The sequence below is a fragment of the Collinsella aerofaciens genome (assembly GCF_027679495.1).
Lineage (GTDB): Bacteria > Actinomycetota > Coriobacteriia > Coriobacteriales > Coriobacteriaceae > Collinsella > Collinsella aerofaciens_AK.
The window spans coordinates 37,112-63,300 of record NZ_JAQEKC010000012.1; the positions used below are offsets into that span (position 1 = coordinate 37,112).

Here is a 26,189-nt window from a genome sequence, read left to right on the forward strand (position 1 = left end):
GCGGCGCGGGATTAAACATGGAATGAAGAGTGCGGCGCTGGCGTGGCGGGGTATGCTGGAGGGGACCATCAACCCAGCGAAAGGGGAGAGCATGACGGATCAGGAAACGCCCGAGCGCGCGCATGTGACGGCCGACGATATCGAGGCCGCCAACGACCTCATCGACTTTATCGAGGCATGTCCCAGCATGTTCCATACGGCGGCGACCATTATGGCCGAGCTCGACGAGGCGGGCTTTACCTACCTGCCCGAGAACGCGGCGTGGGACATCGAGCCGGGCGGGCGTTATTACACGCAGCGCAATACCTCGAGCGTTATTGCCTTTAAGGTGGGCGAGGACCTGACCGCGACGTGGGGCGAGGACGGCGTTGCCGGTGACTATCATTTTCAGCTCACGGCGTCGCACAGCGATTCGCCGACGTTTAAGGTCAAGGCCGTGCCCGAGCTCGACGGCGCAGGCGAGACGCTGCGCCTGAACACCGAGGCCTACGGCGGCATGATCGACTACACCTGGTTCGACCGCCCGCTGGCGCTCGCGGGCCGCGTGCTGGTACGCGAGGGCGACCGTATCGAGAGTCGTTTGCTCGCTACCGAGCGCGAAGTCGCCATCATCCCGAGCCTTGCCATCCACATGAACCGTGGCGTTAACGAGAGCTTTGCTCCCAACCGAGCCGTTGACCTGTGTCCGCTCATCAGCGCCGGTGACCTTAAGCAGGGCGACTTTGACGCCCTGATCGCCGACGAGCTGGACGTTGAGCCCGATCAGATTCTGGGCCGCGATCTGTTCCTGGTCAATCGTCAGGATGCGTGCATTTGGGGCTGGGCCGACGAGTTTATCTCGACGCCCAAGCTCGACGACCTGGCCTGCGCCTATACCTCGCTGCAGGCATTTTTGGGTGCCGAGAACGCGCACGACGTTTCGGTCTTTTGCTGCTTTGATAATGAGGAGGTTGGCTCCGAGACCAAGCAGGGCGCCATGTCGACGTTCTTGGCCGACGCGCTGCGCCGCATTAACGGATCGCTGGGCTTTGACGACGAGTCGTACCATCGCGCACTTGCTGCCTCGATGCTTGTAAGCTGCGACAACGCACATGCCGTGCACCCCAACCACGCCGAGAAGTGCGATGCCCGCAATCAGGTGGTGCTCAACGGCGGTATCGTCATCAAGGAAGCCGCCAACCAGCACTACTGCACCGATGCCTTTAGCCGCGCGGTGTTCCAGGCCATCTGCGATGACGCCGACGTGCCCACGCAGGCCTTCGCCAACAAGAGCGATATGGCCGGCGGCTCCACGCTCGGCAATCTGTCCAATATGCAGGCGAGCATGCATGCTGTGGACGTGGGCCTGCCGCAGCTTGCCATGCACTCGAGCTACGAGACCGGCGGCGTACGCGACGTGATGTACGCCATCCGCGCTCTCACCGCGTTCTACGAGCGCAACCTAACCATCAACGGCGCCGAAAGCGTGGAGCTCTAAATGCAAGCCGAAGACGAGAAGACCGAGGGCAGGTCTCAACTAATCGATCAGGGGTCGAAGCTGTTCGCCACCGCTTGCCATGAATCGGGAATCGACGTGTCCAACGCGTGGCCAGCGAGCGATGAAGAACTCAAGCGTAGCGCCTATTCGGACCATTATGGTAAGGAGATGGACTGGCTCTAATAGGCGAAACGTCGAAAACGCCAGATGAATGCCTGATATCACTTTGACAAAAGTATCGCAGGCAAAACCAACGTAATGGTGCAAACTAACCTGACCCCATTGCACCAAAAAGGGAGAATGCCGCAGGTCGGACAAAAGTCAGCGAGAGCCCGCCAGAGCGAGCAAGGTGACGTGAAAGAGGAGGGCATTGACCTTCTGGTCATGCCCGACGATTGAAAGGCAGATTGCCGCTCTGGCGGGCTCGCAGCGTCGAGGGGTTCCGGCGTTTGGCAAAACGCCGGAACAATCAGTGTTCGATCCAGCAGCGAAGCGTCTCGCCAGCTTGCAGGTGACGCAGATTCTCCGCGGCGATGTCGACCACGTTGTTGAGCGTGGCTGCCAGGTGGAACCAGCCCGAGACGTGCGGCGTGATGAGCATGTTGGGCGCATCCCACAGGGGGTTTGTCGCAGGCAGTGGCTCGGGATCGGTGACGTCGACCGCGGCGCCGGCGAGATGTCCCGACTCCAGAGCGGCAACCAAGTCGTCGGCGACCACAAAATCGCCGCGGCCGCCGTTGGCAAAGAAGGCGCCCGGCTTCATCGCGGCGAAGAACTCGGCGTTCGCCAGGCCGCGGGTCTCGGGTGTGCTCGGCATAAAGGATGCGACGACATCGGCCTCGGCCAGGCGCTCAGACAGGGCATCCATGCCGTCCATGTCCTCAAATACAATGGGGTAGACGAGCGGATGGCGCTTGATGCCGCGGACGTGCGCGCCCATGTCGCGGCAGAGCGTGGCGAAGTGGCCGCCGATATCGCCCGCGCCCAGCACCAGCACATTGGCGTTTTTGAGCGAGGTGACCGGTCCCAAATCCTCCCAGCGATGCTCGCGCTGCAAGTCGTGATAGCCGGGCAGGTGCTTCATCATGGAAAGGACCATGGCAAACATGTGCTCGCTTACGGCCTGACCGTAGGCGCCGATCGAGCAAGACAGCTTGACGTCAGCCGGCACGGTGCCGGCAGCAAGGTAGTCGTCATAGCCGGCGGTCTGCAATTGCAACAGCTGGAGATGCTCGCATGCCGTGAGCATGTCAGGGTCGATGTTGCCCAGGATCACGTCGGCATCGGCGACCTGCTCGCGCGTGGCGGCGTCGGCGCTCGTGTAGATAAAGTCCTCGCCCGGAGCGCTCGACTCAAGAATTACGCGATGACGGTCGTTGACGGGCAGCAAAACCAGGATGTTCACAAGCAGTCCTCTCCGCTCGACCTGCCAAAAAGGGACAGGTTTATTTTGGCAGGTTATATCAGGCAAAACGCTAAAAAACGCCGGATGCAAGACGAGCGTGCCCGTCAGCATCCGGCGCATCCACGGCTACCAGCTCAGCAGCTCGTAACCGTCCTCGGTCACCACGAGCTGTACCTCGCACTGGGCCGAATCGCTGCCGTCCTTGGTGCGCACACACCAACCGTCACCCTTGCTAATCTTGATGTCGGGCGCTCCGGCATTGACCATGGGCTCGATGGTAAAGACCATGCCCGGGGCCATGATGGTGTCCACATCGGGTGCCTCGGTGGTAAAGCCCACAAACGGGTCCTCGTGGAACTCCTTGCCAATGCCGTGTCCGCCGTACTCGCGCACCACGCTAAAGCCGGCGTCCTCGACGGTCTTTTGCACGGCCTCGGCCATAACGGACAGCGGTAGCCATGGCTTGACGGCCGCCAGACCCGCCTCCACGCTGGCGCGGGTGACGTCGACCAGGCGTTGGCGCTCGGCCGAGACCTCGCCGATGCAGAACATGCGGCTCGAGTCGCTAAAGTAGCCGTCCAAGATCGTGGAGCAATCCACGTTGATGATGTCGCCTTCGTGCAGCACATCCGTATCGCAGGGGATACCGTGACAGACCACGTCGTTGATTGAGGTGCACACGCTCTTGGGATAGCCCTCGTAGTTGAGATCGGCCGGCGTGCCACCGTGCTCGACGGTGTAGTCGTAGATCATCTGGTCGATCTGGTTGGTGGTCATGCCTGCGGCGATATGCTCGCCTACGTAGTCGAGCACGCCCACGTTGATGGCAGCGGAGCGCTTGATGCCCTCGATGTCGGCGGGCGTCTTGTAGAGTGTGCGGGGCAGAACCTCCCAGCCCTCTTCCCACAAGCGCTCGAGGCGCTCATCAAAGGCACTGTGGCATTTCTTGTATTTTTTGCCGCTGCCGCACCAGCAAGCGTCGTTGCGGCCAGGCACGGGTCCTTTGTCATACATGGCTAACTTCCTTTCATCCGCAGCTAGTATAGCCCACCCACGCGTCCATAAAAGTTGCGGTGATATAGTTCCGATCTAAGCGGTTTAACAGCATAAACAGGAACTATATCACCGCAACTGATGGAGTGGGATGGCGGACACTGGCTGCTGCGTGGCTTTGCTAGTAGCTCACCTGGCAGGGAATGCCGAGGGCTTGGACGCGCGCGGCAATGGCGTCAAGCACCTCGGGTGCTGCTTTGGCAAGGCCTGCGACCGGTGTCTCGCGCGCCACCGTGTAGATGGTCGCTTCTTGTGGGCGAATGCGCTCAAGCGCCGCGAGCCAGGGGGCGACGTACTCCTCGCCGGTGTTGTCGATGAGCTTGCCCTGATACTTGCCGTTCAAAAAGATCGTCTGGATAATAACGTGACCGTCAAAGCTTGCGAACGTCTCGATCTGGTGCTCGACGTCGTAGGGGCCAACAGGCTGGTCGAGCAGCTGGATAAACGCCGGGTCGACCGTATCGAGCTTGAGGATGTTGTCGTCGACCATCATGAGCGCATTGTGTACCTCGGGGCGGTCGGCGCGCGTGCCGTTGGAGAGCACGGCAATCTTGGAGTTTGGGGCCAGCTGGTCGCGAAGCGCGACGGCACCGGCGATGGCCTGCGGAAACTCCGGTGCGGCGGTGGGCTCGCCGTTGCCTGCGAAGGTGATCACATCGGGGAGCTCGCCCTCGGCTGCCATATCGCGCAGCTTTGCCTCGAGCGCGTCGAGTACCACGGCGGTTGTGTTGTACGGCTCGTGGCAGGGGCGCTCGGCGTTGAGGCCGTTTTCGCAGTAAATGCAGTCGAACGTGCAGATTTTGCCGCTGGCCGGCATCATGTTGACGCCGAGCGAGAGACCAAGGCGACGGCTGCGAACGGGCCCAAAGATGGGGCTGGCATTCAAAAACGTAGACATAGGCATATGCTCCTCAAGACAATTGTGCCTAAGCATAGCATCGGCTCCAAAGCAGGGTGCGGGCTCTTGCTTTACAAGTTTCGTTTTTTCACGTCGCTCATTATGCCGTGTCATGAAAAGCCTCGGGTCGGGTAAAGTTAATCTGTTAACAAGGCGTAAAGCAATGCGGGTCTATCCAGCCGTACTGACGCGCAACTGGATGGGCGTTGATGATGGGGGCACAACATGGATTTTACGGTCGAGAATGCGGGCACCACGATTGCCTGTCGCGAATATGCCGGCCCGGATGTGTCGCCTGATACTCCTGCCTTGGTGTGCGTGCACGGCGCTTGTGTCGACGGCACATTTTTCGACGGCATCGCATGTGAGCTCGGTCGCAACTACCGCGTAATTGCCTATGACCGCCGCGGCTGTGGCGGCAGCAGCGAAGCGGCAGACGGCAGCTATGATCTTGCCGCTCAGGCCGCCGACCTGCAGGCCGTGATCGAACACGTTGGCGCTCCGACAAATGTGCTTGCGCACAGCGCCGGTACGTTGGTGGCGCTGGAGCTTCTTCGCACCGAACCCCATCTCGTCGCCCGTGCGATTCTGCATGAGCCGGCTGTGTCGGCCGAAGGCGTCGGCATGGGCGCAGCTCCGATTTTGCTCGATATGATTGCGGCTGGAAAGGTTTCAAGGGCGCTTCGGCTTTTCTTGGGAGCTCTCGGCGACTTGGACCCCGAGGCTCCTGGGACGACCGAAGCGGAAGCCAAGCATGCCCTGCGCAATGGTCGTTGCTTTATGGCCAATGAATACGGAACAAATATGACATATGCTCCCGACTGGGAGCGCGCCCGCGAATCAAAGGCGGTGTCGGCTGTGTTTTTGGGCGAGCTTTCGGTCGGTACACCCCGCGAGGCTGGTACGCGAGCGGCTGCCGAATATCTCGATTGCCCCCTTGTGACGATCCCGGGCGCGCATAACGGTTTGCGCGATCGCCCCGTTACGGCGGCAAACGCCGTTCACGATGTCTTGGAGCGTTAGCACGCTCGATGACCTGCGGGGAGGGGGACTGTTGGCGTTTCGTCATTGTTAACGAATGCGCCAATAACCACGCGCCCGCGGTTCCATTACCACCGTTTGCCAGGTCATAAAAATGTAACAGCATTCACGTGCTTACCTGCATCGGCAAGGTGTTATCCTTGTAGCATTTGGAACCCACCGCTACCATGCGAAACTATCGAAGGGGCCCCATATGCTCAATAATCACGAGGTCAATCTAACCGACGAGGAGGCTGCCGCTGAGGTCGCCCGCGTCGCGAAGACCTACCCCGTGGTGCGTTTGCTGTCGGACGATCAGATTAAGAGCGAGCCTAACTGCCTGCTCGCCGGCGATCGCTGCCCTTGTCTGCGTCAGTCGAGTCTTGAGGCTTTGGCAGACTCCGATGAGTTGTCGGAGCAACTGCTCAACGATGGTGTTGAGTACCGCGCTCGCCTACGCCCTCTGAAGGTCGAGGGCGAGCCTCACGTCCTGCTGATGGTGCGTCCGATCGATGAACAAGAGACTGCAGAAGAGGACCTTGTCTACACCGACGTGCTGACGAGTGTGCGCAATCGCCGATATTACGAGGAAAAGCTCCGTAGCGCCCGCATGAATGCCGGCGTTGCGGTGATCGACCTTGATGATTTTAGGGTCTTCAACGATACGTGCGGCCGCCATGCCGGCGACCTTGCGCTCGGTGCCGTGGCGACAGCCATACGCAGCGGTATTCGTTCGACTGACGAACTTGTGCGCTATGGCTGCGACAAGTTTGTGGCCGTCATGCCCGATATTCCCTCCGATGACTTCGCCCGTCGCCTGCGTCAGGTATCCGATGCCGTTCGTTCCGCGATTATTCCGGGCCATGAGCACGTGAGCTTGACGGCATGTGTTGGTGGCGTTCGCATTCATGGCGAGACGGTTGATGAGGGCGTTGGCCGCGCTGTCCAGTTACTGAGCCGTGCTAAGGCAAAAGCCGGTACGGTCGTGACCGATGGCGATTTCATCGAGGTCTTCCAAAGCGAAAAGCCTTTGGTGCTTATCGTCGATGACTCCGAGATGAACCGAGCCATTCTCAACGAGATGCTCAAGGACGAGTATTGCATCCTCGAGGCCGAAAACGGTCGTACGGCGCTCGATATGGTCGACCGCTATGGCGATGAGTTGTCGCTCGTGCTGCTGGACATTGTCATGCCGGGCGTGAGCGGCTTTGAGGTGCTGGCCGATCTGTCGCGCCGATCGGTTGTTGACAATCTGCCTGTCATCATGATTTCGAGCGAAGAATCCGACGATGTGGTTCTGCGTGCGTACGAGCTGGGCGCCTCGGACTATATCAGCCGCCCGTTTGACGCCCGTGTCGTGCGCCGTCGTGTAAGCAACACTATCCGTCTGTACGCCAAACAGCGCCGCCTGACGAGCCTGCTGTCCCAGCAGTACAACGAGCGCGTCAAGAACAGTCGCATGCTCATCGACATCATGGCCGGTGTCATGGAACTTCGCAATGGCGAGAGCGGCAGGCACGTTACGAATATCGAAAAGCTGACCGAGCTGCTGCTTGGCTGTCTGGTCCAGCGTAGCGACACCATTTCCCTCGACAACGAGGAACGCTCCACGATTGCCCTGGCTTCGGCGCTGCACGATATCGGCAAGATGGCGATTGACGATGCGATTCTCAACAAACCCGGACGCCTTACGTCCGAGGAGTTCGAGATTATGAAGACGCATACTACGATTGGCGCCGACATGTTGCTTGAGCTGGGCCGACATCACGTCGGCAATGCGCTTATGGAATATGCGTACCAGATTGCGCGTTGGCACCACGAGCGCTGGGACGGCAAGGGTTATCCCGATGGCCTTAAGGGCGACGATATTCCCATTGCCGCACAGGTGGTTTCGGTGGCCGACGTGTACGATGCTCTGACGAGCGTGCGCGTGTACAAGGACGCTATCCCGCACAAGGAGGCGATCCAGATGATCTTGGACGGTAAGTGCGGTGAGTTTAACCCGCTGTTGCTCGACTGTCTGCTCGAGGTGCAAGACCGTATTGCCGAGACGTTGGCACGCCCCGCCGACGTCGTCGCATTTCCCACGATTTAGTTTGACCAAAGGAGTTTAACCCATGATTTCCATGCGTGAGGCGTATGAGAAGATCGGCGCTAATTATGAAGACGCGTGCGCTCGGCTGATGGGCGAGGAGATGCTTAGCCGCTTTGCCCTCAAGTTTTTGGATGACGAGAGCATGGACAAGCTGGAGGCCGCCATGGCGGCGGGAGACGCCGAAGGTGCGTTTATGGCAGCGCATACGCTCAAGGGCGTGAGCCAGAACCTGGGATTCGATAATCTGTACGAGCCGGCGGTCGTGGTGACCGAGGCGCTGCGCGGCGCCGATGCCGTTGACGGCGCTCGCGAGGGAATGCATGCGCTGCAGCAGCAATATGCGGCTACGATGTCGGCCCTGCGCGAGGCGGCCGAATAAGAGCTTGCGGGCCTTGGGCTGCGTGCAGGCAGCATATAGGTAAAAGGGCGCCCCGCCGGACCATGTGGCCGGCGGGGCGCCCTTATCTGTTTTGTGGTTCGCGTGCTAGCGGGCCTGCTTGACCTTGGCTGCCGCCTCGACAAACGACTTCCACAGGTTAAAGTCGGTCTCGAGCGTCTTCCACGTGTACTCAGGGTGCCATTGCACGCCCAGGCAGAACGGCTGGCCTTCGACCTCGATGCACTCAGGAACGCCGTCGGTTGCCTTGGCGACCAAGCGCGTGCTTTTACCCAGACAATCGACGCAGCAGTGGTGTGCGGAGTTGGTCTGGATAAGCTTGGCGCCACCAACCGCGCGGTCGAGCAACGAGCCCGGCACGACCTCGACGGGATGCACGGGGTCGTTGAGCACGTGGGCGTGGCGCCACTGCGTGCGGCCCTCGCGAGCGCCCAGGCTCGGCACGTCCATGCACAGGGTGCCGCCAGTGGCGACGTTGAGCAGCTGCGTGCCGCGGCAGGTGGTAAAGAGCGGCTTCTTGGCGCGAAGCACCTCGCCGACCAGCTTAAACTCAAAGCTATCGCGGATCTCGCAGCAGAGGGTGGGGTCGTAGGGTCGATCATCGCCCCAACGTTTGGGATTGACGTCGGGGCCGCCGGGGATGGCGATGCCGTCGGCGATATCAACGTAATGACGGATGACCTCAATGTCCTCGGTGATGGACATCTGCAGCGGCAGGCCGCCAGCGGCAAGGATGGCATCGACAAAGACACTTGCGATTTCCTCGTTGGGGGAGAGCATCTCGGTTAAAAACGGCTCTGCCTCTTCCCAGCGCGGTGCGACGAGGATGAGTGGGCGGTCGGCGGGGGCGACGTCGACGTGCGGGGTGTATGACGATGAAGTGCGAGTTCCGATCATAGGTGTAACTTTCGAGTTTGGATGGGCATGGCTGGCGGGTGGGCGGTCTGGTTAGTGGCCCTTGATGGAGTTGAGGAAGTCCTGGGCGCGCTTGGTCTGGGGGTGGTCGAAGAACTCGTCGGGCGTGCCGGTTTCCACGATCTGGCCGTCGGCCATAAAGACGACGCGGTCGGCCACACGGCGGGCAAAGTTCATCTCGTGCGTGATGACGATCATCGTCATGCCCTGCTGCGCCAAGCGCACCATGACCTCGAGCACCTCGTTGATCATCTCGGGATCAAGGGCGCTCGTGGGCTCGTCAAAAAGCATGGCCTTGGGCTGCATGGCAAGCGAGCGGGCGATGGCTACGCGCTGTTGCTGGCCGCCCGAGAGCTGTGCGGGCACCTTATCGGCCTGCTCGGCCACACCCACGCGGCCCAGCAGGTCCATGGCGCGCTCGCGGGCCTCGTCTTTGGAGACACCCAGCACATCGACCGGTCCCAGCATGACGTTCTGCAGCACCGTCATATGTGCAAACAGGTTGAACTGTTGGAACACCATGCCCAGTTCGGCGCGCATGCGGGCAAGGTCCTTGCCTTCTTGCGGCAGGGGCTCGCCTTCGATGAGGATCTCGCCCGAGTCGATGGTTTCCAGGCGGTTGATGGTGCGGCACATGGTCGACTTGCCCGAGCCCGAGGGGCCAATTACAACGACGACCTCGCCGCGGTCGACCGAGAGATTGATGTCGTTGAGGACGTGCAGGTCGCCATAGTGCTTATCGACGTGTTTGAGCTCGATCAGCGGCTGATTGCCGGTGGAAGAGGTGCTCTGTGCCATGGTGCTCGGCTCCTTATGACTCGAAATGGTAAAGCGTTAGCGGATGATGGTCGCGCCGGTCTTGTGCGAAACGTAGACGGCGGCCTTGTTGATCGCGACGTTGATGAGGATGTAGATGACCGCGATTACCAGGTAGACCGATACGAGTGCATCGTAGTTGGTAATGAGCACGCGGGCATTTTGCATGAGGTCGGGGTAGCTCACCACATAGGCGACGGTGGTGTCCTTGACCACGACTACAAGTTGTGAGATTAACGACGGAATAATAAACCGAATAGCCTGAGGCAACACGATTTTAAAGGTGATTTTAGCCTTGGAGAGACCGAGCGCCTGGGCGGCTTCGACCTGGCCGCGCGGCACGGCGTTGACGCCGGCACGGAAGATCTCGGCAAGTACGCCGGCTGCAGCGAGCGCGACAGGAAGCGTGAGCATCCAAAACGACGGCAGCGCGATCTTATACTGGGGCAGCACCAAAAAGAAGAAGTAGATGAACAGCAGACTCGGCACGCCGCGGAAGAAATCGGTGAACACGCGGCAGACCAGCTGCAGCGGCTTAATGTCGCTGGTGCGGCCGAGCATAAGGCCTAGGCCCAGCACCAGTGCGATGGCGCCAGCGGTGAGTGCGACTTTAACGGTGCCCTCAAAGCCGGCAAGCAAGAACTTCCAGGTGGTGAGGTGCGTGAAGAAATACCAATAGTGGACCGAAAGCTGGCCGGTCACATAAAAGCGCTGCAGTACCAGGACGGCGAGCGCGGCCACGGCAACGAGCGAAATGGCGGTGCCGATGCGAATCTTGGCGCGCATCTTGGGGCCGGGAGCCTCGTAGAGCGCATCGCGCATGGTGAGCGCGGAGGTGGAGTGCTTGCTCATCGGAGGATCCTCACCTTCTTATCGATGTAGTTGCCAATGTGGCTCACCACAAAGGCCGTGCCCAGGTAGCCGAGCGCCGAGATAAAGAACGCGGCGACGCCGCCGAGCGAGCGCGTGTTGATGTAACTCACCACGCCGGTGAGCTCTTGCGGCTTAAGCGGCACCTGGCTGCCCAAGGCGGTAGTGAGCATGACGGCGATAAAGAGGTTCGTCATGGGCAGCACGCTCGAGCGCAGCGCCTGCGGAATCACGATTTTGGCGAGGATACGGTTAAAGCTCATGCCCAGCGAGCGGGCGGCTTCCACCTGACCGACGCCGACGGTGTTGATGCCGCTCATAAAGTTTTCGGAACCAAAGGCCGAGCCCAAAAGGACCGTGGCGACGATAACGCAGGTGCGGTAGGGCAGGACGACTTTGAGCGGCGGCAGCGCGTAGACGACGATGATAAGCAGCGCGATGCCGGGGATGTTACGGAAGACCTGGACATACAGGTCGCCAAAGACGCGCAGCGGCTTGAGCGGCGACACGCGCATCACGGTGACGGCGACGGCCAGCACCATGGCGATGGCAAACGACTCAAGCGTCATGCCCCAGGTTGCGAGCAGCGCGTCGATATAGTTCTGGCCATAGAGCGACCAGAGCTCGGAAAGACTCATGCGGACCTCCCGCCGATAAGGAAAGGGGCTCCCGTGTGTACGGAAGCCCCGACAACTCAGTGAGAAAACAGTTTACCGCAATAAAGCGCATCATGCGTTTCCGTATGGTTTCGTTGCGGCCGTTACCAGGCACGCTGCCTAGGCGCCGATTTCGGGCAGCTCGGGAACATTGGTGTCGCCCGTACGGTCGCCGATGCAGATCTGCCACAGCTCGGTCCAGGTGCCGTCGTCCTCGATTTTCTTAAGGAAGTCGTTAACGAAGGCGACGCCGTCGGAATCGAGCGGCAGACCAATGCCATAGGGCTCCTTGTTGCCGAAGGACTTGCCGGCGATCTTGTACTTACCGGGCTCGCGGACCAGGGCGCTCTGCTGCATGTTGTTGTCGATGACGTAGGCGTCAACGCGGCCCTGCTGGAGTGCCTGGCGGGCCTCCTCGTCGGTCTTAAACTCCTGCTGGCTGGCCTTGGGAGCGAACTCCTCCAGGATGGCGGGGCCGTTGGAGCCGGACTGGACGGCGACGTTCTTGTCGGCCAAGTCGTCGACGCTCTTGATGTCGTCGTTATCGGCGAGCACCAGGATGGCCTGCTGCGTGTAGTAGTAGGGACCGGCGAAGGAGACGAGCTTCTTGCGCTCGTCAGTGATGGTGTAGGTGGCAAAGACGGCGTCGACCTGGCCGTTCTGCAGGACAGACTCGCGCGTGTCCGAGGTCACCTGGGTGATCTCGACCTTGTTCTCGCCCAGAATGTAGTTGGACAGGAGCTGTGCGATACCGGCATCGAAGCCGCGGGTCTGACCGTCTTTCTCGTTGAGGAGGGAGAAAAGCGTAGAGGTCTGAACGCCGCCAATCTTAAAGACGCCGGCGTCCTTGACGGCTGTGGCCCAGGTGCTGGCGGCGATGGCATCGTCGTCGGCTTTGGGGCCGTTGTCGACGAGCTTGTCGAATGCCTTGGCGTCGAGCGTGGTGGAAGCCTCGGTATCCTCGGAGCTCTTGGAAGAGCCGGCGGCGGAACCCTTGTCGGCCTCGGCGCTGGTGTCGGAGCAGCCGGCAAGACCAAGGCCGGCGACGGTTGCGAAGGTGGCGGCAACGAAGCCGCGGCGGTCGAGAACGACCTGCTGGGAGAGGTTCTTGCTCATGGTAGAACACCTTTCTCAATAAAATCCCTAGCGGTTGAGTAGAGTTATACCCTATCGCGCTCAAATGGGTCAACACGAAATAACTCAGAAACATACTTACCTTATGGGTTATTCTACCTACTAAAAAGGGACAGGCACCTTCGTGGTGGTTTTGGCCGATGCGGCGGCATGCCTTGTTGCTTTGTCTCGATCTGTAACATCTGCAGCCGTTTTTGCCGAGCGACTGTTACAGATCGAGATTTTCTCTTCAGGGGAATTCGAATGTCTCAATCTGTAACATCTGGACGGCCAAAAGGTCTCTATCTGTTATAGATTGAGACAAAGGTCTGGAACTAGGACGTCTTATCCAGATCTGTAACAGTTAGACGGAAATTCGGACCCTAGATGTTACAGATTGAGATAATCGCGTCGCGAAAATAAAAACCTCCGCAGGGGTGCTTTCCTTGCGGAGGTTTTCTTACTCGTTGAGTAGTCTTACGGCTTCGGCGGCCATGTTCTCGACCGTCATGCCGTTCTGAGCGAGCAGCTCGTTGGGGTCGTAGCGGTCGGGGAAGCCCTTGGCGATGCCGAAGGTGCGCGTGCGCACAGGCGTGCAGGCCAGATAGCACGCGACGCGCTCGCCCCAGCCACCGTCCAAGATGCCGTCCTCGAGGGTGACGACAACGCGATGCTCGGCGGCAAGACTGTCGAGGAACTCACGGTCAAGCTCGGTTGCAAAGCGCGGGTTGACGAGCGTGGCCTCGATACCGTACTCGGCAGCCAAGCGGTTTGCCACGCGCTCGCCCAGCTCAAAGAAATCGCCAAGCGCGAGCACGGCAACGTCGCGGCCCTGACGCACCACGTTGTAGCGAACGGCACTGTAGTCGGTGTCTTCGGCAGGCGCAAGGTCGGGACGGCTTACCAAGCCAATGCCCGGTACGCGGATCGCCGCGGGATGCTCGCGGTGGTCGAGCGACCAGCTCAGCATGGACAGATATTCCTCCATGCAGGCCGGCGCCAAGTAGTGCATGTTGGGAAGACCGCCCAACATGGAAATATCAAAGAACGAAAGGTGCGTCTCGGACGTGGTGCCAAAGATTGACGCACCAAACACCAAAATGGTTGCCGGGGCGTCGTTGAGGCACAGGTCGTGCCACAGCTCGTCGTAAGCGCGCTGCAAAAACGTGCCGTACACACCAAAGACTGGCTTGGCGCCCGAGCGCGCAAGCGCGGTGGCAAAGGTCACGGCGTGCTCCTCGGCAATGCCCACATCGACGAACTGTTTGCCGGCGGCAGCGCGAAGCTCGGGTGTAAAGCCCATGATGTAGGGCGTGGCGGCCGTGATGCCCACGACCTGCGAATCGCGCTCGATGGCGGCGCTGAGCGCCTCGCCCGTAATGTCGGCATAGGTGCGCGGCGCAGGCTCGCTCGGATGGCCCGGGCAGAGCTTGCGTCCAGTTGCCATGTCAAACGGACCCACGTGATGCCAGCGTTCGGGGTCGTTCTGGGCTGGCTCAAAGCCCTTGCCCTTGGCGGTGGAGACGTGCAGCACGATGGGATGATCGATATTGCGCAGTTCCTGCAACGCGTCGACGAGGGCCAACACGTCGTTACCGGCGTCCAGATAGCGGTAGTCGAGCCCCATCGCGCGGAAAACGTTGCGCTCACAGGTACCGTTGCTGGCTCGCAGCTCGGCCAGATTGCGATACAGGCCGCCATGGTTCTCGGCAATGGACTGGTCGTTATCGTTGACGATGATGATCAGGTTGCTATCGAGTTCGGCGGCATTGTTAAAGCCCTCAAACGCCAAGCCGCCCGAAAGCGAGCCGTCGCCAATAACGGTGATGACGTTGTGCGTATCGCCCGCCAGGTCACGAGCGTGCGCCAGGCCGCAGCCCAGGCTCACCGACGTGGAGGTATGGCCCATGGCGAACAGGTCGTGCTCGGACTCGTCGGGATTGGCAAAGCCAGAGGCCTCGCCAAAGCGCTTCGGATCGATATAAGTGTACGCGCGCCCAGTCAGCGCCTTGTGGGCGTAGGTCTGGTGCGAAACGTCAAAGAGAATCTTGTCGATAGGGGAGTTAAACACGCGATGGAGCGCGACCGTAAGCTCAACGACGCCCAGGTTGGGGGCAACGTGCCCGCCGACGGCGGCGGAGCTTTCGAGGATGGCGTGGCGAATCTCGTCGCAGAGCTGCGGGAGCTCGGCACGATTAAGAGCCTTGACGTCCTCGGGCGTTGTCGTTTGCGTAAGCAGCATCGTTGTGGGTTACTCCATGCGAATCGAGCGCCGGCGCTCCCTCGGCCGACACAATTGCACAAGACAGTCTCGCACATTTTGGCGTTTGATATGTGACGGCGGCGCGGTAATTCGCCAACTGGTGGGGCAAAACGTTTTGTCCGATGCCATACTGATATGTTCCATGATGTTTTTATCGATTGTGCACAGGCCGTGGCTTGTCGCCGTGAGTCGCTGGAAGGAGGCAGCATGTCCGATGCCGTTCGTGCCGAAAAAATCGCGCACGAGGTCGACTATGCCGCCCGCCAGCTGGCCCAGGCGGGCCGCTTGGACCTGACGCACGAGTTTATCCAGCATGGCGACGTGACGGTCTATGCACATGTGACTTCGGTAGCGCGGGCGAGCCTGTCCTTTGCCGAGCGCTTGGGCCGTGCCGGCATTTCGGTCGACCGTGCTTCGTTGTTGCGCGGGGCCCTGCTGCACGATTACTTTCTCTATGACTGGCACGATCCCGACCCAAGCCATCGGCTGCATGGCTTTCGCCACCCGTTTTTTGCCCTGGCACGTGCGGAGGAAGATTTTGAGCTGACGCCGCGCGAACGGAATATTATCGTGCGGCATATGTTTCCGCTGGTGCCAGTGCCGCCGACGTGTCGTGAGGCTTGGATTGTATGCCTGGCAGATAAATGGTGCGCTCTGCGCGAGACGGTCGCCGGTCGTCTGCGGCGCAAGGACGAGGCGGACGATGACGTGAGTGGCGAATCGAGCGAAAAGAGGAGAGGGTAGACGGTGGGGACCGCGATTGATATGGCGTTTGGCGGCGCGACGCTTGCCGTCTGCCCGCTTTCGGCACTGGTGCTCTCGTTTGCCTTTTACGGGTTTTGCGGCTGGGCGTGGGAGTCGACGGTCTGCGCCATGCTCAATCACGGACGATTTGCCAACAGCGGCTTTTTGCTGGGGCCGTGTTGTCCTATCTATGGTGTGGGCGGCATTGCCTGCTGGCTGCTGTTGCGCGGGATTCCGGATGCCTCAAGCCAGTTTGTCGCTGCAGCGCTCGTATGCAGCGTGATTGAGTACAGCGTAGGCGTACTGTTGGAAAAAACAACGGGCGCTCGCTTTTGGGATTACTCGCACCTGCCGTTTAACTTGCACGGACGCATTTGCCTGTACTGGGCCTGCGCGTTTGGCTTGGGTGCGTTGTGTATTTGCCGTTTAGTGGAGCCGGCATTGCTGGGGCTGCTTGGCCATCTGCCGGTGCTGATTGTGCGGCTGTCCGCCTTTATCGTCGCGGTCGCGATGATGGTCGACGCGTTGTGCTCGTTGGCGAGCTGGCGGCGTCTGTCCGATCAGCTGGAGCGCGTCCGGGCCGACCTTGCCGACCGCATCAATGAGTCGCTTGCCGATGCGTCCGACTCCATGCTCGAACGTATTCCCGATTCGGCGATCGACTCGGTGGCGCAGACGCACATCCGCGGCCGTGCCGTTAACTCGTGGCTGGTCGAGCTGGGCGACGCGGCGCTCGATGCCCTGCGCGAGAAGGCTTCGATGCCGACGTTTATCTCGGATGGTGCTCGCGGCCTGGCGCTTGCCGCCCGCCGCGTGGCCGATGCCGCACCGAGCATGCCGCGTCCGTCGCTCAGTCGTCGCCTTGCCGGCAAGGGCATAAGCCGTCCGGTGCCGAGCGTGTCACTCAGCCGCCGCGACCTACGCTTCTTTAACGCCTTCCCGCGCCTGCGCATCAATCGCTACGAAGGTGTCATTCGAGCAACTAATCTCCGCGACCGCGCCCACGAGCTGTTCCGCCGCTAGCCGGGACGGGCGCGCTCACGGCTTCCTTGCTCGCGTATTTCCCGTCCGTTTCGCGTCCGTTGCCGCGCCGTTTCCAAGATTGCGGCACCGTTTCCATTCGACAACGCCGCGTTTAACAACGCCGTATCTGGTCTACACCAGTTGCCCCTCGGCCGCATTATGGGCGCCGACAACGTTCATGCGACCAAGGGAGAGCGAATGTACGATACGGGATCGACAACGTTTATGCTCGTCTGCACCATGCTCGTGTTTTTAATGACACCGGGTCTGGCGTTTTTCTATGGAGGCCTTGACCAGCTGCTGTGCCTGCCGGTACTCAACCAGGTGCTGCAGGCGGCCGAGGGCAATGCCGCGGACGGTGCCGCCTACCCTCAGATCATCAACATTGCCTTCCAGATGGCATTTGCCATGATCACGGCTGCTATCGTCACGGGCAGCCTGGCCGGCCGCGTTAAGTTTGGTGCCATGACGGCCTTCCTGGGCATTTGGCTGCTTGTGGTCTATGCGCCGCTCGCCCACATGGTTTGGGGCGGCGATGGCTCCTTTATCGGCGACATCATCGGCGCACTCGACTTTGCCGGCGGCGACGTGGTACACATTTCGTCCGGTCTGACGGGCCTGATTCTCTGCTTAATGCTCGGCCGTCGTCGTGGTTTTGGCATGGTGAGCTACCGTCCGCATAACGTGCCGTTTGTGGCGCTGGGCGCCGGCCTGCTTTGGTTTGGCTGGTTTGGCTTTAACGGCGGCAGCGAGTTTAAGGCCGACGCCGTGGCGGCGCTTGCCATCCTCAACACCGTGACGGCCAGCGCGGCGGGCATGGTCTCGTGGCTTGCCGTCGAGCGCGTGCATACCGGTCGCCCCACGCTGGTGGGCGTCAGCACCGGTCTGGTTGCGGGCCTTGTGGTGGTCACGCCGGGTGCGGGCTTTGTCGAGCCGTGGGCGGCGCTGGTCATGGGCCTGATCGTCTCGCCTGTCTGCTACCTGGCCATCAGCCATCTTAAGACCAAGTTTGGCTACGACGATGCGCTCGACGCGTTCGGTTGCCACGGCATCGGCGGCATCTTGGGCGGCGTGCTCACGGGCCTGTTCTGTGTGCCGGAGCTCTCGTGGACCGGTAAGGGTGGCCTGTTCTACACGGGCGACGTGTCGCTGCTCGTCTCGCAGATTTTGGGCATTGTGGTGACGGTCGCTATTGTACTGGTGCTCGACTTGGTGACCGCCGCGGTGGTCAAGGCGCTGTTCCACGGCAGCCTGCACGTGGACGAGGCCGACGAGGCGCTGGGCCTGGACGCGAGTCAGCATGGCGAGAGCGCTTATCCCTCGTTCTCCGGACTCGATTAGCAGCTTCCCCAAGCACCGCACCTTGCCGTTCAATCGTCGCTCACGTACTTAAGTACGCTTCGCTCCTCTTTCACGGCAATCTGCGGCACTTGGGAAACCTGCTAAGACCAGTCAGTTGAACTTTTTGATTTCTGAGGTTGGTTTGCGGCACCTGGGAAACCCGCGTCTCATGTAAAGGGATACGTTAATTATTGAGAGGAATTCATTATGAAAAAGATCACGGCTATCGTGCGCCAGGAAAAGCTTGAGGTTCTTAAAGATGCGCTGTTTGCTGCCGATGTTCGCGGCATGACTATCAACCAGGTGCAGGGCTGCGGTGCACAGCATGGCTGGAAGGAATACGCGCGCGGCAACGAGTTGCTTGTCAACACGATCCCTAAGGTGCAGTTCACGCTCATTTGCGCCGATGAGCATGTCGACGGAATTGTCGAGATTATCTGCAATGCTGCTCGCACCGGTGCCGTTGGAGACGGCAAGATCTGGGTCGAGCCGGTCGAGGAAGTTATCCGCATCCGCACCGGCGAACACGGCCCCGCCGCGGTGTAGGACAATCTTTCGCCTAGCGGGCGCGTCTCTCTTGGGACGCGCCCGCTCTCGTCTACAATATCGTGCAGACGAAGGAGAGGCATGCCCATGATCAAGATGTTTGCGAGTGACTTAGACGGAACGCTGTTGAATGCCCTGCACGAGGCAGACGGGACCATTCGCCGTGTCATTCGCGAGCTGACCGAGGCTGGCCTGCATGTGGTTCCCGCGACCGGACGCTCGACGCTGCCGATCGGCGAGCATGGCTTTACGGGCCTGGCGCTTGACGCCTGCTGCTCTAACGGCTCCATTGTGCGCGACAGTCATGGCGAGGTGCTCAAGACCTGGACCATCGACCCGCAGATCACCGAGGAGCTGCTCAAGGAGTTTCCGGACATTTGCTTTGATTGCTCCACGCCCGATGGCATGTTTTCGAGCGGATCGTTCGAGATGCACCAGGCGGGCTTTAAAAAGGACAGACCCATCAAGCGTATCGTGATGCGCGGCATGCGCGCGCGTGGCGGCTATCACGAGGAACAGTATTTCGATCAGTCGATCGGCGACATCCTGCGCCACGATGTGTGCAAGATCAACTGCCGCGTGACCTCGCCCGAGCTGGAGCGTGACCTTAAGGCGTATCTGGCCGAGCGCTCGGACCGCGTGGTCAACGCGCCGTTCGATCCGGTGATGTTTGAGATCACGGATGTGGCATGCAACAAGGGCGAGAGCGTGGCCTGGCTGGCGGGCTACTACGGCATTGCCGAGGACGAGGTTGCGGTTTACGGAGACGGCGGCAACGACATTGCCATGCTCAAACGTTTCCGCCACAGCTACGCGACCAAAAACGCAAGCGATGCAGCTAAGACCGCCGCGAGCGCGACCATCGGTAGCTGCATGGTCCACGCCGTCCCCAAACACATGCTCGCCACCATGCGCAAGCAAAACTCCCGCACCGTCATCGAATAATGTGGCAAAGGGATAGTCCCTTTGTCACATGGGAGATGCCGGCTTTTGGCGTATAGGACTGTTACGCTTTCGCCACCAACAAATTTCGAGTTATTCGGCCTGTCGGAGGTCGTTAAATGGCTAAAGATGCCCTCGCAGGAACATTCATACCTCTAACGGTGTTTGATTCGGTGACGTAAGTGCGCAAATGGGCATGTATGCGCTCAAATAAGGACAAAAACTCTCAGATAATCCCGGTGGTGCATTTATGCAGAACCAGCAGCGTGGCCGAATAACTCGAAAAATGTAGGTAGCAGTTCGGCGACAAGCTCGGGTATGGCAAAGGAACTGCTCCTTCGCCATGCCCGAGTTCCGATCTTCTGATATGCGAACAAACATTCGCATATCTAACTGCGCTTTGATAGAATTGATACTGTTGGCGGCAGTTCCATGTGCCGGGCAGCGCCCTCCATCTGATGGGAGGTGATGCCCATGACCGATTTGATTGATTTCGTGAGACTTCTGACCGCTTTGGTCTCGTTCTTCACGGCACTTGTCGGCCTTTCCGAGGCACTCAAGCAGCGTTCGAAGCGCAACAGAAGGGGTCGCCGCCGCTAAGGCGTTGACCCCCTAATGCAAACAACGGCGCTGCCCAGCTTTCCAGAACTTGGGCTGCCGTCGACACTATTCTACCCACGAATGACATTTTGAACAATCGGCAATGCCGCTTCAAAAGCCAGGCACAACTGGCACAACCTAGGCGGTCGCTGAATGTGACAAAGGGACTGCCCTTTGTCACATTCCAAATATTGCCTTTACGTGTTGATACACACGGTGTGCAATAATACTCGCACTGTGCAATAGCGTACAGTCTGAGTAACAAGGAGGACGCTTGTCCCAGCTCGAGAAATGTGATCGCCGGTCCCTTCGCTCGCAGCGCGCCCTTCGCCAGGCGCTTGCCAGCGAGCTTGCCGAAAGCGGCGACCTTTCGCGCATTAACGTCGCGTCGCTCACCGAGCGCGCCGGTCTTACGCGTCGAACGTTCTATTCGCACTACCGCGATATCCCCGACTTTATCAGTCAGATCGAGGACGGCCTGCTTGCCGAGATTCGCGAGCGGGTGGAGCTTATCACCGCAGCTCAATTACCCGATCTTTACCGCAACATCGACGAGCTCGAGCCGGCACCCGGTTCGGTTGAGCTGCTTCGCTATCTTGCGGCTAATCGCGACCTTATCGGGGCCCTACTGGGTCCGGGCGGCGACCCCGCCTTTATTAAAAAGATCATCGATACCGCACGCGAGGCCGTGGTGCCGCGTGCACAGACGGGCATCTTGGGCCTGGCACTGGGCACCTTCTTTGACTACTACGTTACCTATGTCGTGAGTGCCGAGGTCGGCCTGATTCAGCGCTGGTTTGAGCGTGGGCTCACCGAATCGCCCGAGACCATGGCGCGCATTATGACGGTTATCGCCTTTGTGCGCCCCGGCGACCTGTATGGCCAACCCATCGATATCAACGTGCCGGAATACGGCATGAAGCTATTGAATCTGCAGCTCGAGGACGCGGTCGACACCACCGCAACCGTCGAGTCCAACAACTAAGAGGAGAGACAATGAGCAAACTCGTCGAGGGCATCAAGGACCGCATGGTCGCTGCCGCACGCGAGGCCGCGCCCGCCGTGGTGGACGCCGCGCAGAAGGCCGCGACCGCAGCTGCCGAGAAAGTTGCCGAGGCAGTTGCCGATGCCAAGAACGCGGCAGGGGAGACGTCCGTCGCTAGCGAGCTCGCCACTGCCGCTGAGCCCGTAGCCGCCGCCCACGCCCCCGAAGGCGCGATCTTCAACCCCGAGAACGCTCGCGGCAACCTGCACCTGGGCATCGACGTGGGCTCCACCACCGTTAAACTTGCCGTGCTCAACGACGACAACCAGATCGTCTACGCCAAGTACCAGCGCCACCACACCGACGTCCGTGCCTGCGCCCGCGACCTGTTCGAGGGCGCTGCGACCGTGCTGCCGACGGCCCAGATGACCTGCGCCATCACCGGCTCGGGCGGCCTTCTGCTGTCCCAGTGGCTCGACCTGGAGTTTGTCCAGGAGGTCATCGCCAGTAAGCGTGCCGTCGAGACCCTCATCCCGGCCACCGATGTCGCCATCGAGCTGGGCGGCGAGGACGCCAAGATCATCTACTTCGATAACGGCATCGAGCAGCGCATGAACGGCACCTGCGCCGGCGGTACGGGCGCCTTCATCGACCAGATGGCCACTCTGCTGCACACCGACGCCAGCGGCCTTAACGAACTCGCGGCCAACGCCACCACCATCTATCCCATCGCCAGTCGTTGCGGCGTTTTTGCCAAGACCGACGTGCAGCCGCTGCTCAACGAGGGTGCCCGCCCCGAAGACGTGGCCGCCTCCATCTTCCAGGCCGTCGTGACCCAGACCATCTCGGGCCTGGCGTGCGGCCGTCCCATCCGCGGCAACGTCGCCTTCCTGGGCGGCCCGCTGCAGTATCTCTCCGAGCTGCGTCACCGCTTCTACCTCACGCTCAACCTGGACGAGGAGCACCGTATCGTGCCCCAAAACGCTCACCTGTTTGTGGCGAGCGGCGCCGCCATGGCGCACGAGTCCAACAAGCTCAGCACGTTCCCGCAGCTCATCGAGGCCATCGATGCCCTGGGTGACACGCAGGGTGCCGAGGTCGAGCGTCTGGACCCGCTCTTTGCCACCGACGAGGACTTTGTCGAGTTCAAGACCCGCCACGACCAGGAAGTCGTTCCCAAGGGCAAGCTCGACGGCTACACCGGCCGCGTGTTCATCGGCATCGACGCCGGCTCCACCACCATGAAGGCCGCGCTCGTGGGCGAGGACGGTCAGCTGCTGCACACCTGGTACGGCAACAACAACGGCGACATCCTAGGCACGGCCAAGGTCATCATGGCCGATTTCTACAACCACATCCCTGCGGGCTGCACCATCGGCCACGTGACCACCACGGGCTACGGCGAGGCGCTGCTCATCGAGGCCCTCAAGGCCGATTCCGGCGAGATCGAGACCGTCGCGCACCTGCGCGGCGCCAAGGCGTTCCTGCCCGGCGTCGAGTTCATTCTGGACATTGGCGGCCAGGACATGAAGTGCCTGCGCGTCAAGGACGGCGTCATCGAGCACATCATGCTCAACGAGGCTTGCTCGTCGGGTTGCGGTAGCTTTATCGAGAGCTTCGCCGTGTCTATGAACATGGACGTGCGCGCGTTCGCCGATGCCGCCATCCATGCCAAGGCCCCCGTCGACCTGGGCAGCCGCTGCACGGTCTTTATGAACTCGCGCGTCAAGCAGGCGCAAAAGGAAGGCGCCACGGTGGGCGACATCGCGGCCGGCCTGTCCTATTCCGTCATCAAGAATGCCCTGTTCAAGGTCATTAAGCTGCGCGATCCCAAGGAGATCGGCAGCCAGGTAATCGTCCAGGGCGGCACCTTTATGTCCGATGCCACGCTGCGCGCGTTTGAGCAGCTCACCGGCGTTCATGCCGTGCGTCCCGACATCGCCGGCTGCATGGGCGCCTACGGTGCGGCCCTGCTCGCCCGCGATCGCGCCGGCGCCGACGGCACCTCGACCATTCTTTCGGCTGAGGACATCGCGCACCTCACCGTGACGCAAAAGCATGTCCGCTGCGGCCGTTGCTCCAACAACTGCCAGCTTACCGTCAACGACTTTGGCGGCGGTAGGCGCTTCATTACCGGCAACCGCTGCGAGAAGGGCGCCGGCCACAAAAAGCAGAAGACTGAGGCCCCCAACCTCTTCAAAAAGAAAAACGAGCTGCTCTTTGACCGCGAGGTCCTGAGCCCCGACGAGGCCCCGCGCGGCACCGTGGGTATCCCGCGCGCACTCAACATGTACGAGAACTACCCCTTCTGGCATGCGTTCTTTACGCGCCTGGGCTTTAGCGTGCAGCTGTCCGACCAGTCGAGCAAAAAGACCTACCAGGCGGGCATCGAGTCCATGCCGTCCGAGAGCGTGTGCTATCCGGCCAAGATGAGCCACGGCCACGTGATGAACCTCATTGACCGTGACGTCGACTTTATCTGGATGCCGTGCGTGCGCTGGGAGCGCAAGGAGGATCCGACCGCCGGCAACTGCTATAACTGCCCCATCGTCATGAGCTACCCCACGGCGCTGGCGCTCAACATCGACGAGATCCGTGAGCAGAACATCGAGTTCCTGTACCCGTTTGTGCCCTATCACGACAAGACCGAGCTCAAGCGCCGTCTATACCAGGTGCTCGCCGTCGACCGTGTGGCCGATGCTGAGGCCGGTCGCGGTCGCGTGCGCGGTCCCAAGATCACGCGCTCTGAGGTCGATGCCGCCGTCAACGCCGCCTACGAGGCCGACGCGCGTTTTCACGAGGACATCCAGACCATGGGCGAGGAGGCCCTTAAGTGGGTCGAGGACCACGGCGGCCACGGCATCGTACTCGCCGGTCGTCCCTACCATAACGACCCCGAGATCAACCATGCCCTGCCCGAGCTTATCTCGAGCTTTGGCTTTGCGGTCTTTACCGAGGATTCGCTCGCGCATCTGGTGAAGCCCGAGCGTCCGATTCGCGTCGTCGATCAGTGGATGTATCACAGCCGCCTGTACGCCGTCGCCCGTTTTGTGACGATGCGCAACGACCTGGACCTGATCCAGCTCAATTCCTTCGGCTGCGGCCTGGACGCTCTGACCACTGATCAGGTGCAGGAGATCCTGGAGGCCAGCGGCAAGATTTACACCGTGCTCAAGATTGACGAGGTGTCCAACTTGGGCGCCGCGCGTATCCGTATTCGCTCGCTCATGGCGGCGCTCAAGGACCAGGAGGCCGAGCGCTTGGCCGAGGCTACGGCCGCGGGCGAGACTTACGAGCAGGGCGATGCCGCGCCGGTGGCGCCCTCCACGGATGCCCCCGCGTTCGCGAGCCGTAAGTACACGTTCGAGGCGCAGCGCGAGAGTGCTTCGACCGCGTGGCCCAAGGTGCCCTTTACCGAGCAGATGCGCGAGGAGGGCTACACCATCCTGTGCCCGCAGATGGCGCCGATCCACTTTGACCTGGTCAAAGAGGTGTTCCGTGGTGCTGGCTACAACTTGGAGCTGCTGCCCTCGACCGATCACGATGCCGTCGAGGCCGGCCTGCGCTACGTGAACAACGACATCTGCTATCCGTCGATCCTGGTGACGGGCCAGATCATGGAGGCCATCGAGAGCGGTCGATACGACCTGTCCAAGACAGCCGTGGTTATCAGCCAGACCGGCGGCGGCTGCCGTGCCACCAACTACATCGCACTCATCCGCAAGGCCCTGCGCGAGAGCGGCCACCCCGAGATCCCGGTGATCTCGCTTTCGGCCGTGGCGCTGGGCGAGGACAACCCTGGCTTTAAGATTACGCCGGCGCTGCTTAAGCAGGCAGTCTACGCGGTGCTCTTTGGCGACGTGATGATGCAGATGCTCTATCGCTGCCGCCCGTACGAGGCTACGCCCGGTGCCGCCAACGCGCTCTACGAGGAGTACATGGCGCGCGCTCGCAAGCTGGCGCCCAAGTTTAACCGCCACAACTACACCAAGCTGTGCCGCGAGGCCATCCGCGCGTTCGACACCATGCCGCTCGTGGGCGAGGGTACCAAGCCGCGCGTGGGCGTGGTCGGCGAGATCCTGGTCAAGTTCCATCCCACAGCCAACAACCACGTGGTCGATGTCATCGAGCGCGAGGGCTGCGAGGCCGTGGTGCCGGGTCTGCTCGACTTTTTCCTGTACTCCATGAGCAACGCCGAGCTGCAGAAGGACGAGTTGGGAAGCTCCGCTACCACGCGCGCTGGTATGCAGGCGCTCATCAAGCTCGTGGACTGGATGCGCACGCCGGTGGAGGAGATGCTCGAGAAGTCCCGCCGCTTCGAGGCGCCCGAGCGCATCGGCACCATGGCCGACAAGGCCCGCACGGTGCTTTCGGTGTGCAACAACATGGGCGAGGGCTGGCTGCTCACGGCTGAGATGCTCGATCTGATTGACCACGGTGCGCCCAACATCATCTGCACGCAGCCCTTCGCGTGCCTGCCCAATCACGTGGTGGGCAAGGCCGTGATTAAGGAGCTGCGCCGCCAGCATCCCGAGAGCAACATCGTTGCGGTGGACTATGATCCTGGTGCGTCCGAGGTCAACCAGCTCAACCGTATTAAGCTCATGATCAGCGTGGCCAAGGAAAACATGCGCGCCGGCAAGGGCTTTAAGCTTGAGAAGGTGGCGCCGCTCGCGATGGACGAGGTCACCGGCCAGATGCGTGCCCACGACGGCTGCGTGAGCTGCGGTTCGGTCGATGAGAGCGCCGTGGCGTCGGTCGCTGAGCGCCTGGGACGCGGCATTAAGAAGTAGCTGGCCTGCTATGGGCTGGATATGAGACAAACGGGTGGTGGCCGTACCGGCTACCACCCGTTTTTGCTTGGACATATGTTGCGTAAACGCCCCGACTATCACCCTTTGCGAACTCAGATTTCGGAAGTATGCGGCAAAATCTGAATAGACCGAGCACACCGAATATGTCCAAGCCCTGTACCTGCACTGATAATTGTTCTCGGGGGAAGCGGGCACTGCGGGGCGCGGCAACGGCGC

22 protein-coding genes are annotated in these 26,189 nt (G+C 60.8%); 13 read left to right on the plus strand and 9 right to left on the minus strand.

Annotation, left to right across the window (positions count from 1 at the left end; genetic code table 11):
* The first annotated feature begins 91 nt into the window (after nt 1–91).
* Nucleotides 92–1,477 carry a M18 family aminopeptidase gene (locus PGW49_RS06025; protein WP_270225921.1) on the plus strand — a complete coding sequence of 462 codons (1,386 nt, stop codon included), beginning with the start codon at nt 92–94 and terminating at the stop codon, nt 1,475–1,477.
* Nucleotides 1,478–1,660 carry a hypothetical protein gene (locus PGW49_RS06030; RefSeq protein WP_227790562.1) on the plus strand — a complete coding sequence of 61 codons (183 nt, stop codon included), beginning with the start codon at nt 1,478–1,480 and terminating at the stop codon, nt 1,658–1,660.
* Nucleotides 1,661–1,946: 286 nt separating this feature from the next.
* Here PGW49_RS06030 and PGW49_RS06035 read toward each other — a convergent pair whose 3' ends face one another.
* The 3 genes from PGW49_RS06035 to PGW49_RS06045 form a co-directional block, all read right to left on the minus strand.
* A complete protein-coding gene (locus PGW49_RS06035; RefSeq protein ID WP_270225922.1) occupies nt 1,947–2,882 on the minus strand; it encodes a D-2-hydroxyacid dehydrogenase in 936 nt (311 codons plus the stop codon).
* A 126-nt stretch (nt 2,883–3,008) separates the two neighbouring features.
* Nucleotides 3,009–3,896, minus strand: coding sequence for a type I methionyl aminopeptidase (gene map, locus PGW49_RS06040; protein WP_055286839.1), 888 nt, complete (start codon nt 3,894–3,896; stop codon nt 3,009–3,011).
* Between the two features lie 160 nt (nt 3,897–4,056).
* Entirely contained in the window at nt 4,057–4,833 is a 777-nt protein-coding gene (locus PGW49_RS06045; RefSeq protein WP_022094664.1) for a radical SAM protein, read from the minus strand.
* Nucleotides 4,834–5,058: 225 nt separating this feature from the next.
* On the opposite strand from PGW49_RS06045, the gene PGW49_RS06050 reads away from it, so the two are divergent.
* From PGW49_RS06050 to PGW49_RS06060, 3 genes are all read left to right on the plus strand, one after another.
* A complete protein-coding gene (locus PGW49_RS06050) occupies nt 5,059–5,856 on the plus strand; it encodes an alpha/beta fold hydrolase (protein WP_022094663.1) in 798 nt (265 codons plus the stop codon).
* A 211-nt stretch (nt 5,857–6,067) separates the two neighbouring features.
* Nucleotides 6,068–7,948 carry a diguanylate cyclase gene (locus PGW49_RS06055; protein WP_195568566.1) on the plus strand — a complete coding sequence of 627 codons (1,881 nt, stop codon included), beginning with the start codon at nt 6,068–6,070 and terminating at the stop codon, nt 7,946–7,948.
* Between the two features lie 22 nt (nt 7,949–7,970).
* Complete coding sequence (locus PGW49_RS06060; protein WP_195568568.1) at nt 7,971–8,327, plus strand: Hpt domain-containing protein; 357 nt, start codon at nt 7,971–7,973, stop codon at nt 8,325–8,327.
* 105 nt (nt 8,328–8,432) lie between these two features.
* On the opposite strand, the gene PGW49_RS06065 is transcribed toward PGW49_RS06060, so the two are convergent.
* From PGW49_RS06065 to PGW49_RS06090, 6 genes are all read right to left on the minus strand, one after another.
* A complete protein-coding gene (locus PGW49_RS06065) occupies nt 8,433–9,242 on the minus strand; it encodes a gamma-glutamyl-gamma-aminobutyrate hydrolase family protein (RefSeq protein ID WP_270225923.1) in 810 nt (269 codons plus the stop codon).
* 51 nt (nt 9,243–9,293) lie between these two features.
* Nucleotides 9,294–10,058, minus strand: coding sequence for an amino acid ABC transporter ATP-binding protein (locus PGW49_RS06070; protein WP_117840240.1), 765 nt, complete (start codon nt 10,056–10,058; stop codon nt 9,294–9,296).
* Between the two features lie 36 nt (nt 10,059–10,094).
* Nucleotides 10,095–10,928, minus strand: coding sequence for an amino acid ABC transporter permease (locus PGW49_RS06075; protein WP_270225924.1), 834 nt, complete (start codon nt 10,926–10,928; stop codon nt 10,095–10,097).
* Nucleotides 10,925–11,584, minus strand: coding sequence for an amino acid ABC transporter permease (locus PGW49_RS06080; protein ID WP_006234894.1), 660 nt, complete (start codon nt 11,582–11,584; stop codon nt 10,925–10,927). Before PGW49_RS06080 ends, PGW49_RS06075 begins: the two co-directional genes overlap by 4 nt.
* A 138-nt stretch (nt 11,585–11,722) precedes the next feature.
* The gene (locus tag PGW49_RS06085; RefSeq protein WP_270225926.1) at nt 11,723–12,718 is read right to left on the minus strand and encodes a glutamate ABC transporter substrate-binding protein; all 996 of its coding nucleotides are present in this window, start codon (nt 12,716–12,718) and stop codon (nt 11,723–11,725) included.
* A 457-nt stretch (nt 12,719–13,175) separates the two neighbouring features.
* A complete protein-coding gene (locus PGW49_RS06090; protein ID WP_270225927.1) occupies nt 13,176–14,957 on the minus strand; it encodes a 1-deoxy-D-xylulose-5-phosphate synthase in 1,782 nt (593 codons plus the stop codon).
* A gap of 228 nt (nt 14,958–15,185) precedes the next feature.
* On the opposite strand from PGW49_RS06090, the gene PGW49_RS06095 reads away from it, so the two are divergent.
* From PGW49_RS06095 to PGW49_RS06130, 8 genes are all read left to right on the plus strand, one after another.
* The gene (locus PGW49_RS06095; RefSeq protein ID WP_195624959.1) at nt 15,186–15,722 is read left to right on the plus strand and encodes an HD domain-containing protein; all 537 of its coding nucleotides are present in this window, start codon (nt 15,186–15,188) and stop codon (nt 15,720–15,722) included.
* A gap of 3 nt (nt 15,723–15,725) precedes the next feature.
* On the plus strand, nt 15,726–16,745 hold the full coding sequence (locus tag PGW49_RS06100; protein WP_270225928.1) for a putative ABC transporter permease: 1,020 nt from the start codon (nt 15,726–15,728) through the stop codon (nt 16,743–16,745).
* 198 nt (nt 16,746–16,943) lie between these two features.
* Nucleotides 16,944–18,086 (plus strand): ammonium transporter, encoded by a 1,143-nt coding sequence (locus tag PGW49_RS06105; protein WP_270225929.1) that lies wholly within the window; start codon nt 16,944–16,946, stop codon nt 18,084–18,086.
* 207 nt (nt 18,087–18,293) lie between these two features.
* Nucleotides 18,294–18,632, plus strand: coding sequence for a P-II family nitrogen regulator (locus PGW49_RS06110; protein ID WP_215692765.1), 339 nt, complete (start codon nt 18,294–18,296; stop codon nt 18,630–18,632).
* Between the two features lie 87 nt (nt 18,633–18,719).
* Nucleotides 18,720–19,577, plus strand: a complete 858-nt coding sequence (locus PGW49_RS06115; protein ID WP_270225930.1) for an HAD-IIB family hydrolase — start codon at nt 18,720–18,722, stop codon at nt 19,575–19,577.
* A gap of 471 nt (nt 19,578–20,048) precedes the next feature.
* Nucleotides 20,049–20,174 carry a hypothetical protein gene (locus PGW49_RS06120; protein ID WP_022094649.1) on the plus strand — a complete coding sequence of 42 codons (126 nt, stop codon included), beginning with the start codon at nt 20,049–20,051 and terminating at the stop codon, nt 20,172–20,174.
* A gap of 274 nt (nt 20,175–20,448) precedes the next feature.
* Nucleotides 20,449–21,159 (plus strand): TetR/AcrR family transcriptional regulator, encoded by a 711-nt coding sequence (locus PGW49_RS06125; protein ID WP_195362251.1) that lies wholly within the window; start codon nt 20,449–20,451, stop codon nt 21,157–21,159.
* An 11-nt stretch (nt 21,160–21,170) separates the two neighbouring features.
* A complete protein-coding gene (locus PGW49_RS06130) occupies nt 21,171–25,952 on the plus strand; it encodes a 2-hydroxyacyl-CoA dehydratase (RefSeq protein WP_270225932.1) in 4,782 nt (1,593 codons plus the stop codon).
* Nucleotides 25,953–26,189 lie beyond the last annotated feature (237 nt).

Bases quoted from the DNA above. Each gene is read 5' to 3' on its own strand.
- PGW49_RS06115 (WP_270225930.1), top strand. From the start codon at position 18,720: ATGATCAAGATGTTTGCGAGTGACTTAGACGGAACGCTGTTGAATGCC.
- PGW49_RS06110 (WP_215692765.1), top strand. From the start codon at position 18,294: ATGAAAAAGATCACGGCTATCGTGCGCCAGGAAAAGCTTGAGGTTCTT.
- PGW49_RS06050 (WP_022094663.1), top strand. From the start codon at position 5,059: ATGGATTTTACGGTCGAGAATGCGGGCACCACGATTGCCTGTCGCGAA.
- PGW49_RS06055 (WP_195568566.1), top strand. From the start codon at position 6,068: ATGCTCAATAATCACGAGGTCAATCTAACCGACGAGGAGGCTGCCGCT.
- PGW49_RS06065 (WP_270225923.1), bottom strand. From the start codon at position 9,242: ATGATCGGAACTCGCACTTCATCGTCATACACCCCGCACGTCGACGTC.
- map (WP_055286839.1), bottom strand. From the start codon at position 3,896: ATGTATGACAAAGGACCCGTGCCTGGCCGCAACGACGCTTGCTGGTGC.
- PGW49_RS06095 (WP_195624959.1), top strand. From the start codon at position 15,186: ATGTCCGATGCCGTTCGTGCCGAAAAAATCGCGCACGAGGTCGACTAT.
- PGW49_RS06045 (WP_022094664.1), bottom strand. From the start codon at position 4,833: ATGTCTACGTTTTTGAATGCCAGCCCCATCTTTGGGCCCGTTCGCAGC.
- PGW49_RS06105 (WP_270225929.1), top strand. From the start codon at position 16,944: ATGTACGATACGGGATCGACAACGTTTATGCTCGTCTGCACCATGCTC.
- PGW49_RS06060 (WP_195568568.1), top strand. From the start codon at position 7,971: ATGATTTCCATGCGTGAGGCGTATGAGAAGATCGGCGCTAATTATGAA.
- PGW49_RS06085 (WP_270225926.1), bottom strand. From the start codon at position 12,718: ATGAGCAAGAACCTCTCCCAGCAGGTCGTTCTCGACCGCCGCGGCTTC.
- PGW49_RS06120 (WP_022094649.1), top strand. From the start codon at position 20,049: ATGACCGATTTGATTGATTTCGTGAGACTTCTGACCGCTTTGGTCTCG.
- PGW49_RS06130 (WP_270225932.1), top strand. From the start codon at position 21,171: ATGAGCAAACTCGTCGAGGGCATCAAGGACCGCATGGTCGCTGCCGCA.
- PGW49_RS06075 (WP_270225924.1), bottom strand. From the start codon at position 10,928: ATGAGCAAGCACTCCACCTCCGCGCTCACCATGCGCGATGCGCTCTAC.
- PGW49_RS06030 (WP_227790562.1), top strand. From the start codon at position 1,478: ATGCAAGCCGAAGACGAGAAGACCGAGGGCAGGTCTCAACTAATCGAT.
- PGW49_RS06025 (WP_270225921.1), top strand. From the start codon at position 92: ATGACGGATCAGGAAACGCCCGAGCGCGCGCATGTGACGGCCGACGAT.
- PGW49_RS06070 (WP_117840240.1), bottom strand. From the start codon at position 10,058: ATGGCACAGAGCACCTCTTCCACCGGCAATCAGCCGCTGATCGAGCTC.
- PGW49_RS06090 (WP_270225927.1), bottom strand. From the start codon at position 14,957: ATGCTGCTTACGCAAACGACAACGCCCGAGGACGTCAAGGCTCTTAAT.
- PGW49_RS06080 (WP_006234894.1), bottom strand. From the start codon at position 11,584: ATGAGTCTTTCCGAGCTCTGGTCGCTCTATGGCCAGAACTATATCGAC.